At 75.9% G+C, this 13,934-nt stretch carries 11 protein-coding genes; 4 read left to right on the top strand and 7 right to left on the bottom strand.

Translation table 11 applies throughout. From position 1 onward, the window contains the following. Positions 1-497 (top strand): discoidin domain-containing protein (locus GTQ99_RS10615; protein WP_205707206.1); only part of this gene is annotated, 497 nt, incomplete at its 5' end. Between the two features lie 3 nt (positions 498-500). Here the strand turns inward: GTQ99_RS10615 and GTQ99_RS10610 are convergent. Both GTQ99_RS10610 and GTQ99_RS10605 read right to left on the bottom strand, forming a co-directional pair. Continuing rightward, positions 501-1,259: an SDR family oxidoreductase gene (locus GTQ99_RS10610; protein WP_166615700.1), complete on the bottom strand. Its 759-nt coding sequence runs from the start codon at positions 1,257-1,259 to the stop codon at positions 501-503. A 9-nt stretch (positions 1,260-1,268) separates the two neighbouring features. Further along, positions 1,269-2,288, bottom strand: a complete 1,020-nt coding sequence (locus GTQ99_RS10605) for an acetamidase/formamidase family protein (protein ID WP_338074904.1) — start codon at positions 2,286-2,288, stop codon at positions 1,269-1,271. Between the two features lie 136 nt (positions 2,289-2,424). On the opposite strand from GTQ99_RS10605, the gene fgd reads away from it, so the two are divergent. After that, on the top strand, positions 2,425-3,450 hold the full coding sequence (fgd, locus tag GTQ99_RS10600) for a glucose-6-phosphate dehydrogenase (coenzyme-F420) (RefSeq protein ID WP_338074903.1): 1,026 nt from the start codon (positions 2,425-2,427) through the stop codon (positions 3,448-3,450). Here fgd and GTQ99_RS10595 read toward each other — a convergent pair whose 3' ends face one another. After that, positions 3,451-6,576, bottom strand: coding sequence for a bifunctional [glutamine synthetase] adenylyltransferase/[glutamine synthetase]-adenylyl-L-tyrosine phosphorylase (locus GTQ99_RS10595; RefSeq protein ID WP_166615699.1), 3,126 nt, complete (start codon positions 6,574-6,576; stop codon positions 3,451-3,453). It lies immediately after the preceding gene. Positions 6,577-6,583: 7 nt separating this feature from the next. After that, positions 6,584-7,927: a glutamine synthetase family protein gene (locus GTQ99_RS10590; RefSeq protein ID WP_166615698.1), complete on the bottom strand. Its 1,344-nt coding sequence runs from the start codon at positions 7,925-7,927 to the stop codon at positions 6,584-6,586. Positions 7,928-8,065: 138 nt separating this feature from the next. On the opposite strand from GTQ99_RS10590, the gene GTQ99_RS10585 reads away from it, so the two are divergent. Together GTQ99_RS10585 and panB are read left to right on the top strand one after the other, a co-directional pair. Next, entirely contained in the window at positions 8,066-9,895 is a 1,830-nt protein-coding gene (locus GTQ99_RS10585; protein WP_166615697.1) for an NAD+ synthase, read from the top strand. After that, positions 9,892-10,713, top strand: a complete 822-nt coding sequence (panB, locus tag GTQ99_RS10580; protein ID WP_166615696.1) for a 3-methyl-2-oxobutanoate hydroxymethyltransferase — start codon at positions 9,892-9,894, stop codon at positions 10,711-10,713. Before GTQ99_RS10585 ends, panB begins: the two co-directional genes overlap by 4 nt. Positions 10,714-10,743: 30 nt before the next feature. Here panB and GTQ99_RS10575 read toward each other — a convergent pair whose 3' ends face one another. From GTQ99_RS10575 to GTQ99_RS10565, 3 genes are all read right to left on the bottom strand, one after another. Further along, positions 10,744-11,835: a pyridoxal-phosphate dependent enzyme gene (locus GTQ99_RS10575; protein WP_166615695.1), complete on the bottom strand. Its 1,092-nt coding sequence runs from the start codon at positions 11,833-11,835 to the stop codon at positions 10,744-10,746. A gap of 113 nt (positions 11,836-11,948) precedes the next feature. Then, positions 11,949-12,767: an HAD family hydrolase gene (locus tag GTQ99_RS10570; RefSeq protein ID WP_166615694.1), complete on the bottom strand. Its 819-nt coding sequence runs from the start codon at positions 12,765-12,767 to the stop codon at positions 11,949-11,951. Continuing rightward, positions 12,767-13,934: cysteine protease StiP family protein (locus GTQ99_RS10565; protein WP_338074902.1), on the bottom strand; the 1,168-nt coding region annotated here is incomplete at its 5' end. The genes GTQ99_RS10570 and GTQ99_RS10565, both read right to left, overlap by 1 nt.

Genomic DNA, 13,934 nt, shown 5'->3' with positions numbered 1-13,934 from the left:
CCGCCACCCGCTCCACCGGCGTGCTTGTGCCCGCCGAGGTGCGGGTCCCCGCCACCTCCCCCGACAGCACCGACGCCGGGGGGCGCACGACCTCCTACGCGGCCGCCAACCTGCTCGACGGGGACCCGGCGACGGCCTGGCGCACCGAGGGCGACGCCGGCGGGCTGACGCTGACGTTCACCTTCGCCCGGCAGGTGCGCATCGACGAGGTCGGGCTGGTCAACGGGATGGCCAAGGTCGACCCGCACGACGGCACCGACCGCTACCCGCAGGGGCGCCGCGTGCTCGCGGTCACCTGGGCGTTCACCGGGCCCGCGGGCACCACGACGGTGCACCAGGACCTCGCCGACGGCGTGCGCGAGCTGCAGAGCGTGCCGGTGCCGCCCGTCGAGGCGACCCGGGTCGACCTCACGCTCACCGGTGTCAGCGCGCCCGGCGCCGGGCGCGCCTTCGACCGCACGGCCGTCGGCGAGGTCCGCTTCACGGGCGGCGCCTGAGGCTCACAGCTGCACCCCGCGGGTCAGCGCCCCGTCGACGAGCAGGTTGGTGCCGGAGACGAAGCTGGCGGCCGGGCTGGAGAGGAACACCACCGGGCGGGCGACCTCCTCCGGGGTGGCCATCCGGCCCGTGGGGTTGAGCGCGAGCGCCTCGGCGAAGAACTCCGGGTCGTTGCGCTCGGTGAGGTCCCACACGCCGCCGGGGAACCACGTGTTGCCCGGGGAGACGGTGTTGGCCCGGATCCCCTCGCCCGCCAGCTGGTGGGCCAGCCCCTGCGTGTAGGCGACGAGCGCGGCCTTCACCGTGCCGTAGGGGCCGGCGAAGGCGTCGACCTCGCGCCCGGACACGCTGCCGATGGTGACGATCGAGCCGCCACCGCTGCGGCGCAGGTGCGGCAGGGCGGCGTCGACGAGCGCGACGGTGCCCATGAGGTCGACGTCCAGCGACAACCGCCACGACTCCAGGTCGGGGGCGGCGGCGATGGCGCTGACGTTGGCGACCACGGCGTCCAGGCCGCCCATCTCGGCGGCGGCGGCGTCGACCCAGGCGGTGACCGCCTCGCGGTCGGAGACGTCGAGCGCCCGGCCGCTGAGGCGGCCCGGTCCGTGCGCCGCGGCCACCGCGGCCTCCACGTCGGCGGCCGTGCGCGCGCACAGCGACACGTCGGCGCCCTCGGCGAGGAACTCCGCGACGACGGCCGCGCCGATGCCGCGCGTGCCGCCGCTGACGAGGACCTTCGCACCCTCCAGCTGCAGGTCCACCGCGCCCCCTCAGCCGCGCGCGAGCGCGCGCAGGCGCTCGTGCGTGCCCTGGTAGGCGCTGGCGGCCGGCAGCAGCCGCTTGGGCAGCTTCGTGGTCACGCTGTAGTTGACGTCCACCGCGTTCGCCAGCGGCACCTCGCTGACCTGCGAGAGCAGCTGGTAGGCGTCGAGCTCGTCGAGGTCGTGCAGCTGCTGCAGCCAGCGGACGGCGTCGACCTGCCCGGCGCGCCAGGCGTCCTCCAGCGGGCGGGCCGAGCCCACGACGCTCCAGTGCTCGTCGCTCTCCAGGCGCGGCCACGCCGGACCGCCGCCGGAGGCGGAGCCCTTGATGAGGTCGACGAGCACGAGGCTCGTCATGGCGCCCTCGACGGCCGTGCCGCAGGACTCCCCCTCGCCCTGGCGGTAGTGCCCGTCGCCCAGGGAGAACAGCGCCCCCTCGACGTTGACGCGCAGGTAGACGGTCGTGCCGGCCCTCATCTCGGGGGTGTCCATGTTGCCGCCGAAGACGTCCGGCACCAGGGCCGCGCGCACCTCCCCCGCCGCGGGGGCCACGCCGACCGTGCCGAGCATGGGTTCCAGCGGCAGCGGGTGGGTGAAGGCGCCGTCGGAGCTCTCGAAGGCCACCGTGCCGGCCGCCCGGTCCAGGGCGTAGATCCAGGTGCGCTCCGGCAGCGGCGGCTGCAGGGTCGCCGTGCGGTCGGTGCTCGTGAGCCCGCCGAAGAACGGGATGAGGGAGGAGGCCCCCCAGTCGCGGGCGGGGGTCAGCTCCGCCAGGTGCAGCACGAGGGTGTCCCCCGGCTGCGCCCCCTCCACGAAGAACGGTCCCGTCTGCGGGTTGACGAACGGCATCCGCAGCGAGGCGCTGGGCAGGTCGGCGGTGCTGCGCAGCCGGCCGCAGAACGCGTCGTCGCTCCACAGCCGCAGCGCCGTGCCCGGCCGCACCGCCATCACGGGCGCGGCGCCGCCGAAGGTCCAGGCGTACTGCTCGGGCGTCGGGGTGAACTCGACGATCTCGACGGAGGGGTCCACGGTGCTCCACGGGTTCGGCCGGGGCCGGGCGGCACCGGGGGTGCCGCTCTTCTACCGCACCCGGGTCCCGGCGGGAAGGGCGCCCCCGCGGGGCGGTTAGGTTGGCCCTCCGAGGCACGAGGAGAGGCGGGACACGGTGAGCGAGAGCGTGGACACCCACGGGCAGCCGCTGAGGCTGGGCTACAAGGCGTCGGCGGAGCAGTTCGCCCCCGGCGAGCTGGCCGACTTCGCGGTGCAGGCCGAGGAGCAGGGCCTGGACTCGGTGTGGATCTCCGACCACTTCCAGCCCTGGCGGCACGTGGACGGCCACGCCCCCGCGGCGCTGGTGTGGCTGCCGTGGGTGGCGGCCAAGACGTCGCGGGTGCAGCTGGGCACGAGCGTGCTGACCCCCACCCTGCGCTACAACCCGGCGGTGGTCGCCCAGGCGTTCGCCACCCTGGGCTGCCTGGCGCCCGGCCGCGCGATCCTGGGCATCGGCACGGGCGAGGCGCTCAACGAGACCGCGGTGGGCGTGGACTTCCCCGAGGTCAAGGAGCGCTTCGCCCGGCTGCGCGAGGCCGTGCGCCTCATCAGGAGGCTGTGGAGCGAGGAGCGCGTCACCTTCGAGGGCGAGTTCTACCGCCTGCACGACGCGACCGTGTACGACCGGCCCGCGCAGCCGGTGCCGATCTACGTGGCCGGCGGCGGCCCCGGCGTCACCAAGTACGCCGGCCGCGCCGGTGACGGCTACATCTGCACCTCCGGCAAGGGCATGGACCTGTACTCGCAGACGCTGCTGCCGGCGCTGCGGGAGGGGCTGGAGGCCTCCGGGCGCAGCGAGTCGCAGATCGACCGGACCATCGAGATCAAGCTGTCCTTCGACGAGGACCCCGCCAGGGCGCTGGAGAACACCCGCTTCTGGGCGCCGCTGTCGCTGACGCCGGAGCAGAAGGCGGGCGTGCACGACCCGGTGGAGATGGCGCGGCTGGCCGACGAGCTGCCCGTCGAGCAGGTCGCCAAGCGCTGGATCGTGGCCTCCGACCCGGCCGAGGTCGCCGCCGCCGTGCAGCAGTACGTCGACGCCGGGTTCACCCACCTGGTCTTCCACGCCCCCGGGCAGGACCAGTCGCGCTTCCTGAGCCAGTTCACCGCCGACGTCGTCCCGCTGCTGCGGGCGGGCTGATCAGCGGCCGTAGAAGACGCGCTCGACGACGGCCCGGCAGCGGCGGGTGGTGCGCAGGTACAGCTCCTCGAACTCCTGCGAGCTGCCGGGCTCGAAGCCGAACAGCCGGGCCACGCCGTCGAGGTCGCGCACCTGGGTCGGCAGCGAGTCCCCGGGCTTGCCGCGCCACAGGGTGACGGCGTTGCGCGCGCGCGAGGCCAGGTCCCAGGCCTGCAGGAGCACCTCCGCGTCGTCGGGCGCCAGCAGCCCCGCGCGCACCGCCGCCGTCAGCGCCGCCGGGGTGGAGGTGGTGCGCAGGCCCTCGTGCTCGCCGGCGTGCTGCAGCTGCAGCAGCTGCACGGTCCACTCCACGTCCGAGGTGCCGCCGCGCCCCAGCTTGAGGTGGCGCTGCGGGTCCGCGCCGCGCGGCAGCCGCTCGGCCTCCACGCGCGCCTTGATGCGCCGCACCTCGCGCACGTCGGCCTCGGACAGCCCCCGCTCGGGCCAGCGCAGCGGGTCCACCAGGTGCAGGAACGCCTCCCCCAGGTCGGCGTCCCCGGCGACGGGGCGCGCGCGCAGCAGCGCCTGCGCCTCCCAGGGCTGCGCCCAGCGCTCGTAGTAGGCGCGGTAGCCGGCCAGCGAGCGCACCAGCGGGCCGTTGCGGCCCTCCGGGCGCAGGTCGGCGTCCACCTCCAGCCCCGGCTCGGGACCGGCGGCGGACAGCTGGCGGCGCAGCTCGGCCACGACCTCGGTGGCCGCCTGCTGGGCCTGCGTCTCGTCCGCACCCGGTAGCGGGTCGTGCACGAGGAGCACGTCCGCGTCGCTGCCGTAGCCGCTCTCCTGCCCGCCGAGGCGGCCCATGCCGACGACGAGCACGCGGGTGGGCAGCGCGGCGCCGCGGCGGCGCTCGACCTCGCGCGCGCTCGCCGCCAGCCCCACCTCCAGCAGCGCCTGGTCGGCGTCGGCCAGCGCGCGCCCGACGCCGGCCAGGTCGCGCACGCCGACGAGGTCGGCGACGACGGTGCGGAACAGCTCGCGGCGGCGGACCCCGCGGGCGGCCATGACGGCCGAGGCGACGTCGTCGCGGCGGCGGGCGGCGGCCTCCGCGTCGGCCATGACCTCGGCGACGTCGTAGGGGGCCAGGCGCTCGTCGTCGGCGAAGACGGCCACCGCCTCCGGGGAGCGGCGCAGCAGCTCCACCGGCAGCCGGGCGGCGGACAGGACGTAGGCCAGCCGCTCGGCGGCGGCGCCGGCGTCGCGCAGCATGGTGAGGAACCACTGGGTGCCGGCGAGGGCCTCGGAGACCTGCCGGAAGGCCAGCAGCCCGGCGTCGGGGTCGGCGCCGTCGGCGAACCAGCCGAGCATGACCGGCAGCAGGGTGCGCTGGATGCTCGCGCGCCGGCTGACCCCCGAGGTCAGCGAGGCCAGGTGGCGCAGCGCGCCCGCGGGGTCGCGGTAGCCCAGGGCGGCCAGGCGCTCGCGGGCGGCCGCGGGGCTCAGCTGCGCGTCGATGCGGGCGTCGGCGGCCGACAGCTGCGAGACGGCGGTCAGCAGGGGGCGGTAGAAGAGCTTCTCGTGCAGGCGGCGCACGTCCCGGCGGGTGCCGCGCCAGACCTCCTCCAGGGCGGCGACCGGGTCGCCGCGCAGGCCGAGGCTGCGCCCGAGCCGGCGCAGGTCGGCCTCGCCGGTGGGCAGCACGTGGGTGCGCCGCAGCCGCTGCACCTGGATGCGGTGCTCCAGGGAGCGCAGCAGCCGGTAGTCGTGGTCCAGCTCGCCCGCGTCGTGGCGCCCGACGTAGCCGTAGGCGGCCAGGCCGTCCAGGGCCTCCAGGGTGTTCGCGCTGTGCCGCAGCCGCTCGTCGCTGCGGCCGTGGACCATCTGCAGCAGCTGGATGCTGAACTCCACGTCGCGCAGGCCCCCGACGCCGAGCTTGAGCTGGCGGTCGGCCTCGCGGCTGGGGATGAGGGACTCCACGCGCCGGCGCATGCCCTGCACGTCGGCCACGAAGCGCTCGCGCTCGCTGGCGCTCCAGACCATCGGGGCGATGGCCTGCACGTAGGAGCGGCCCAGCGCGGCGTCGCCGGCGACGGGGCGGGCCTTCAGCAGCGCCTGGAACTCCCACGTCTTGGCCCAGCGCCGGTAGTACTCCACGTGGCTGGCGAGCGTGCGCACCAGCGGGCCGGCCTTGCCCTCGGGGCGCAGCGCGGCGTCGACCTCCCACAGGGAGCCCTCGGCCGTGGGGGTGGAGCAGACGCGCTGCAGGCCCGCGGCGAGGCGGGTGGCGGCGGCGATCGCGTCCGCCTCGTCGGCGCCGTCGGCGGGCTCGGCGACGTAGACGACGTCGACGTCGGAGAGGTAGTTCAGCTCCCGCCCGCCGGTCTTGCCCATGCCGATGACCGCCAGCCGGCAGCTGCGCCAGGAGCCGGGGCCGTGCCCGGGCAGCTCCGAGCGGGCGACGGCCAGGGCCGCCTCGAGGGCGGCCGCGGCCAGGTCGGCCAGCTCGGCGGAGGTGACGTGCAGCAGCGTGGTGGGGTCGGCGGCGGCCAGGTCGCGGCCGGCGAGGCCGACCAGGCGGCGGCGGTAGGCCACCCGCAGCGCGTCGGCGGGGGGGAGCCCGCCGCGCCCGGTGGTGGCCACCGGGACGGGGTCGGCGGGGTCGGCGCCCACGGCGGCCAGCAGCTCGGCGCGCAGCTCGCCGGGGTCGGGCGGGACCGCCGCGGCGAGCACCGTCCAGTGCCGGGGGTGGCGCACCAGGTGGTCGGCCAGCGCCAGCGAGCCGCCGAGGACGGCCAGCAGGCGGGCGCGGGTGCCCACCACCTGCGCCACGTCGCCGGCGCGCAGCAGGTCCAGGGCCACCGCGGCCGCCTGCGCCTGAGCGGGGTCGGCGTCGCGGTCCAGGCCCGCGGTGAGCGACTCCGCCCACCGGACCAGGCCGAGCAGGGCCTGGTCCGGGTCGGCGGTGCGCCCCAGCGCACGCACCAGGCCGGCCGTGGCGTCGGTGAACTCGTGCTCGCCGTCGCCGCGCACGACCCCCGCCAGCGCCGGGTCGCGCAGCAGGCGCAGCGCGCGCTCGGGGTCGGTGGAACCGGCCCGCACCAGCTGCGCGGCGGCGCTGGCGCGGCGGCCGGCCGCCGGTCCTGGGCTCACCGGTGCCTCACAGCAGCGGCAGGTACCGCTGCAGCTCGAACGGCGTCACCTGGGCGCGGTAGTCGCTCCACTCCTGGCGCTTGTTGCGCAGGAAGAAGTCGAACACCCCCTCGCCGAGGGCCTCGGCCACCAGCTCCGAGCGCTCCATGATGCCGACGGCGTGCTCCAGGCTCTGCGGCAGCGGCTCGATGCCCATGGCGCGGCGCTCGGCGTCGGTCAGCGACCACACGTCGTCCTCGGCGCCGTCGGGCAGGTCGTAGCCCTCCTCGATGCCCTTGAGCCCGGCGGTGAGCAGCAGCGCGAACGCCAGGTAGGGGTTGGCCGCGGAGTCCAGCGCGCGGTACTCGATGCGCACCGACTGGCCCTTGCTGGGCTTGTACATCGGGATGCGCACCAGCGCGGAGCGGTTGTTGTGGCCCCAGCAGATGTAGCTGGGGGCCTCGCCGCCGGACCACAACCGCTTGTAGGAGTTGACGAACTGGTTGGTGACGGCGGTGATCTCCGCGGCGTGGCGCAGGATGCCGGCGATGAACTGCCGGCCGGTGCGCGAGAGCTGGTACTCCGCGCCGGCCTCCCAGAAGGCGTTGGCGTCGCCGTCGAACAGCGACAGGTGGGTGTGCATGCCGGAGCCGGGCTCGCCCGCCAGCGGCTTGGGCATGAAGCTGGCGTACAGGCCCTGCTCGCCGGCGACCTCCTTGAGCACGGTGCGGAAGGTCATGATGTTGTCGGCCGTCGTCAGCGCGTCCGCGTAGCGCAGGTCGATCTCGTTCTGCCCCGGGCCGCCCTCGTGGTGGCTGAACTCCACCGAGATGCCCATGCTCTCCAGCACCGAGATCGCCTCGCGGCGGAAGTCGGTCGTCGTGCCGCCGGGGTGGTTGTCGAAGTAGCCGACGTAGTCGACCGGCTCGGGCACGGCACCGCGCTGCAGCGGGCCCTTGAAGAGGTAGAACTCGATCTCGGGGTGCGTGTAGAAGGTGTAGCCGTGCTGCGCGGCCCGGTCCAGGGCCCGCTTGAGGACGTGGCGCGGGTCCGAGCGGGCCGGCTGCCCGTCCGGGGTGAGGATGTCGCAGAAGATGCGGGCGGTGCCCTGGTGCTCGTCGCTGGTGCGCCAGGGCAGCACCTGGAAGGTCGACGGCTCCGGCTTGAGCAGCATGTCGGACTCCGACACGCGCGAGAGGCCCTCGATGGCGGAGCCGTCGAAGCCGATGCCCTCGCCGAAGGCCCCCTCCAGCTCGGCGGGCGCGATCGCCACCGACTTCAACGTGCCGATGACGTCGGTGAACCAGAGCCGGACGAAGCGGATGTCCCGCTCCTCCAGCGTCCGCAGCACGAACTCCTGCTGGCGGTCCATGGCAGCCTTCCCGTCGCTCGCTCGCCGGGCCGTCGGCGGTGCTCGCCCGGCCCCGGGGTGCATCATCGCGCACGCGCCGGCGCCGGTGGCGGCCGGACCGCGGCGGGTCGGCGGGCACCGGCTCACTAGGCTGGCCCCATGCCTCAGCTCCGGGTGGCCATGGCCCAGGTCGACACGACGGTCGGCGACCTCGACGGCAACGTGCGCGCGCTGCGGGGGTGGGCGCGCCGCGCGGCCGAGGACGGCGCGCACCTGGTGCTCTTCCCCGAGACCGCCGTCACCGGCTACCCCGTGGAGGACCTCGCGCTGCGCACGTCCTTCGTCGACGCCTCCAAGCGGGCGCTGGGCCGGCTGGCGGCCGAGATCGCCGACGACGGGCACGGCGAGCTCGTCGTGGTCGTCGGCTACGTGGACCGGCTGGAGGCCGAGCCGGGGGCGCCGGGCCCGGCGACGGGGGCGGCGGGGGTGGGGCGCCCGCGCGGGCTGCCGCAGAACTGCGCCGCCGTGCTGCACCGCGGGCGCGTCGTGGGCCGCTACGCCAAGCACCACCTGCCCAACTACGGCGTCTTCGACGAGTACCGCATCTTCGTGCCCGGCGACGACCTGCTCGTGGTGCGGGTGCACGGCGTCGACGTGGCCGTGGCGATCTGCGAGGACCTGTGGCAGGACGGCGGGCCGGTGCAGATGGCCGGCGACGCCGGCGCCGGGCTCCTGGCGGTCCTCAACGCCTCCCCCTACGAGCGCAACAAGGACGACGTGCGCCTGGAGCTGGTGGCCCGCCGGTCCGCCGAGGCCAGCTGCCCCATCGCCTACGTCAACGCCGTCGGCGGCCAGGACGAGCTGGTCTTCGACGGCGACTCCCTCGTGGTGGCCGCCGACGGGGCGGTGCTGGCCCGCGGCCCGCAGTTCCGCGAGTCGCTCGTGGTCACCGACCTGGACCTGCCGGCGGGGGTGACGACGCCCGGCTGGGAGGACCGCGTGCACCGGGTCACCGTCACCGAGGAGGCGGTGCCGGCCTACCCCGCGCGCGCGGGCCAGGTGCACGAACCGCTGCCCGACGTCGCCGACGTGCACGCCGCGATCGTGCTGGGGCTGCGCGACTACGTGCGCAAGAACGGCTTCCGCTCGGTCGTCGTCGCCGTCTCCGGCGGCATCGACTCCGCGCTCGTGGCCTCGCTGGCCTGCGACGCGATCGGCGCCGAGAACGTCGTCGGCATCTCGCTGCCCTCGGGGTACTCCTCGCAGCACTCGCGCGACGACGCCGAGGAGCTCGCGCGCCGCTGCGGCTTCGAGTACCGCCAGTACGCGATCGCCCCGATGGTCGACGCCTTCCTGGCCACCGTGCCGCTGCAGGGGGTCGCCGAGGAGAACCTGCAGGCGCGGGTGCGCGGCACGACGATCATGGGCCTGGCCAACCAGGAGGGCCACCTCACCCTGGCCACGAGCAACAAGAGCGAGCTGGCCGTGGGCTACTCCACGCTGTACGGCGACTCCGTCGGCGGGTACGCCCCGCTCAAGGACGTGCCCAAGACGCTGGTGTGGGAGCTGTCGCGCTGGCGCAACGCCGACGCGGCCGCGCGGGGGGAGCAGCCGCCGATCCCGGAGAGCACCATCACCAAGCCGCCGTCGGCGGAGCTGCGCCCCGACCAGACCGACCAGGACTCGCTGCCGCCCTACGAGGTGCTCGACGCGATCCTGGAGGACTACGTCGAGGGCGACAGGGGCCGCGCCGAGATGCTCGCCGAGGGCTTCGACGGCACCCTCGTCGACTCCGTGGTCACCCTCGTGGACCGCGCGGAGTGGAAGCGCCGCCAGTTCGCGCCGGGCCCGAAGATCACCTTCAAGGCCTTCGGCCGCGACCGCCGCCTGCCCATCACCAGCCGCTGGCGCGAGCCCGCCGCCAGCGAGCCGCTGGCGCCCCCGCTGACCGAGCACAACAGCGGACCGGCCGACGAGGTCGACAGGTGAGCTACGCCACCGAGGCCCCCGCGCCGCGCCGGCGCACCCGCGTGCACCACCTGCAGCAGTGGAAGGACGCGGGCACCCGGTGGGCGATGCTCACCAGCTACGACGCGCTGACGGCCGCGGTCTTCGACGAGGCGGGCATCCCCGTGCTGCTCGTGGGCGACTCCGCGGCCAACACGGTGTTCGGGATGCCGACGACGCTGCCGCTGACCCTGGAGCACCTGCTGCCGCTGGTGCGCGCCGTCGTGGCCGGCGCCCCGCACGCCCTCGTCGTGGCCGACCTGCCCTTCGGCTCCTACGAGGCCTCCGACGAGCTGGCGGTGGCCTCCGCGGTGCGGCTGATGAAGGAGGGCGGCGCGCACGCGGTGAAGCTGGAGGGCGGGGTGCGCAGCGCCGCCCGGGTGCGGGCCGTCGTCGACGCGGGCATCCCCGTCATGGCGCACGTCGGCTTCACCCCGCAGAGCGAGCACGCCCTCGGCGGCTACCGGGTGCAGGGCCGCGGCGAGGACGCCGCGCGCCTGGTGGCCGACGCGCGCGCCGTCGCCGAGGCGGGCGCGTTCAGCGTGGTGCTGGAGATGGTCCCCGCCGACGTGGCCGCGCAGGTCACCGCGAGCCTGGCCGTGCCCACCGTGGGCATCGGCGCCGGACCGGGCTGCGACGCCCAGGTGCTGGTCTGGCAGGACTTCGCCGGTCTCAGCGAGCGCACCGGCCGCTTCGTGAAGAGGTTCGCCGACGTGCGCGGCGCCCTGGCGCAGGCGGCCCGCAGCTACGCCGACGAGGTGCGCGCGGGCAGCTTCCCCGGGCCCGAGCACTCCTTCTGAGCGCGGCCCCCCGCTGAGCGCCCCGGCCGCTCAGGCGGGCTCGCCCTCCACGAGCAGCCCTTCGCAGCGCCCCGTCGCCAGGGCCTCCTCGACGGCGTCGCGGTGGGGCTCCGGCGAGATCCCCCGCTCGCGCACCCACGCGTCGTCGTAGTAGCTGTCGCGGTAGCGGTCGCCGCGGTCGCACAGCAGCGTCACGACGCTGCCGCGCTCCCCGGCGGCCCGCATGCGCGCCACCACGTGCAGCGCGGCGACGAGGTTGGTCCCCGTCGAGGGGCCGGGGGCGATGCCCAGCACCGCGGAGACCGCGTGCATGGCCGCCACGGAGGCGCCGTCGCGCACGGCGAGCACCTCGTCGACGACCTCGGGCAGGAAGGAGTCCTCCACGGCCGGGCGCCCGATGCCCTCGATGCGCGAGCCCGGGCCGACCAGGTCGCGGCGGCCGGTGCGCCACGCCTGCGCGTACACCGACCCCTCGGGGTCGCCGACCGCGATGCGGGTCGGGCGGCGGGTGTAGCGGCAGTAGCGCGCGATGGTGGCGCTGGTGCCACCGGTGCCGGCGCCCACGACCACCCACGAGGGCACGGGGTGGCGCTCGTCGGCCAGCTGCTCGAAGATCGAGCAGGCGATGTTGTTGTTGCCGCGCCAGTCGGTGGCGATGGAGGCCAGGCCGAACTGGTCCAGGTAGTAGCCGCCGCGGCGCGCGGCCAGCTCCCGGGCGGCCGCGCCGATGCCGGCGGCCGCGTCGACGAGCTCGCAGCGGCCCCCGGAGGCCTCGATGAGCTCGACCTTGCGCCTGCTGGTGGAGGAGGGCACGACGGCGACGAACTCCAGGCCCAGCAGCCGCGCGAAGTACGCCTCGGAGACGGCCGTGGACCCGCTGGAGGCCTCCACGACCGTGCCGCCCTCCCGGATGCGCCCGCCGACGAGGCCGTAGAGGAACAGCGAGCGCGCCAGCCGGTGCTTCAGCGAGCCGGTCGGGTGCGAGGACTCGTCCTTGACGTACAGGTCGATCCCCCACGAGCTCGGCAGCGGGAAGCGCAGCAGGTGGGTGTCGGCGCTGCGGGTGGCGTCGGCCACCAGCTCGCGCACGGCCTCGTCCGCCCACCGGCGTGCGGCATCCACCGGGTTCCTCCTCCGTCTGCGTCGCGGTGCTCGTCGTGATGGGCGTGCCCGTGGTGCTCGTCGTGCTCGTGCCGGTCGAGGCTAGTGCCCTCCCGGCGGCGGGCCGCAGCGGCTCAGGTGACCGAGGCCAGCAGCCAGCGGGCGATCTCCTCGCCGGCGGCGGCCCCCGCGGCGGTGGTCAGCTCGGCGCCCGGGTGCTCCCAGCCGGTGCGCAGCAGCTCGCCGTGGCGCGGGCGGCGGGCCCGGTCGGCGGCCACGAGCAGGTCCACGTCGAGCAGCGAGTCGCCCGCCGCCACGAAGCCGTCCGCGCCGCGGCGCTCGACGACCTCGGCGACGGCCGCGGACTTCGTCAGCGGCCGCGGCACCGCGTAGAGCTTGCGCCCCTGCAGGGAGACCCCGTACCCCCAGCCGTCCAGCAGCGCCACCAGCTCCCCCAGGCGCGGCCCCTCCAGCTGCGGGCGCTGGCCCTCGCGCAGCACGACGTAGCCGAACAGGTCCGGGACCACCCGGACGGCCGGTTCCTGCGAGCCGGGCGCGGCGGTGAGCAGCTCGGCGGCCAGCTGCTGCAGGCGGGCGTGGACGTCGGCCAGCGGCGCGCAGCCCGCGAGCCGCGAGCGCACCCGCGCCGACCAGCCCGCGTCGGGGGCGCCGTCGACGAGCAGCACCCCGCCGTTGGCGCACACCGCGTGCCGCGGGGGCCGCTGCGGCCAGCGGATGCGCCGGTACTGCTCGGGGGTGCGGGTGGTCACCGGCAGGAACCAGCCGGAGGCGACGAGGTCGCCGAGCACCCGCCAGGCCGGCGGGGTGACCCAGGAGATCGTGCGGCCCTCGTACTCCTCCACCGCCACCAGCCGCTCGACGTCGGCGAGCGCGGAGCGGGCGGAGAACACCAGCGTCTGGTCCAGGTCGCTGGCCGCGAGCAGGCGGCCCATCAGACCGCCCGGCCGTCGGCGCCGGTGGCGCCGCGGGTGAAGCGGGGGTGGATCAGCCCCACCGCGGCGTAGGCCAGGCCGGGGACCTCCTCGACGGGGACGCCGCGCTGCCCGGCGAGCAGGCGCACGTGCGCGAGGTCGCCGGGGTCGGCCAGCTCCGCCTCGGGGCGCACCAGCACCCGCCACGGCACCCGCCGCAGCAGCACCCGCGTCGTCTCCCCCACCCCGGGCTTGACGAGGTTCACGTCGCCGATGCCGTAGTGCTCGCTGATCCGCTCCACCTGCGCCCAGCCGGAGAAGCTCGCCGCGCGCTCGGCGCCGCGCACGGCCTCCAGCGCGGCGGGCACCTCGGCGGCGACGTCGTCGAACCAGCCGCTGACGGCGTCCAGGAACACCCCGGAGACGTCGGAGCCGGCCAGGTCCGCGTAGAACTTCGCGCCGTGGAACCGCCCCGGCGCCAGCAGCCGGTCGTTGAGCACGGTGCGGCTGACGAGCCCGGAGACCGTTGAGTTCAGGCAGGCAGAGGGGATCAGGTAGTCCTCGCGGGTGCCGAAGGTGCGCACGCACCGGCCGGGGTCGGCCAGGACCGCCAGGTCGTCGCTGAAGCCGCGGACCGCGCCGGCGGCCAGCGCCGCGGACAGCTCCCGCGCGATGGCGCCCTTGCCCGTCCAGCCGTCGACGAAGACGACCTTCGCCGGGTCGTGGTGGGCGGCGATCCAGCGCAGCGCCACCTCGTCGATGCCGCGGCCGCGCACGATGGAGACGGCCACGTGCGGCCAGCGCAGCCCCGAGCGCAGCGCCCAGCGGCGCAGCAGGATCCCCACGGGCGTGCCGGCGCGGGCCAGCGAGGCCAGCAGCAGGTCCTCGCCGCGCTCGGCGCGCAGCAGCTCGGCGACGACCCCCACCCCGAGCGCGACGCGGCGGGCGGTGCGCTGCAGCGCCTCGGTGAACAGCCGCTGGTACTGCTCGTCGGGCTGGTACTCCACCGGCAGGGACTCCGCGTAGTGCGCGCCGCCGCTCTGGACGGCCTCCTCGCGCTCCTCCGCGGGCGCCTCCAGCTCCACGTCCGAGAGGTCGGTGAGCAGCCAGCTCACCTCCTCGGGCCGGTAGGAGGAGAACCGCGGTCCCGCCAGCGGCGGCGGCAGCGGCGCCCCCCCGGCGGTGGCG

It is taken from the genome of Kineococcus vitellinus (assembly GCF_009906315.1).
In the GTDB taxonomy this organism is placed as follows: domain Bacteria; phylum Actinomycetota; class Actinomycetes; order Actinomycetales; family Kineococcaceae; genus Kineococcus; species Kineococcus vitellinus.
Note: the sequence above shows the minus strand (reverse complement) of the source record. Positions and strands in the feature narration are given on the sequence as shown.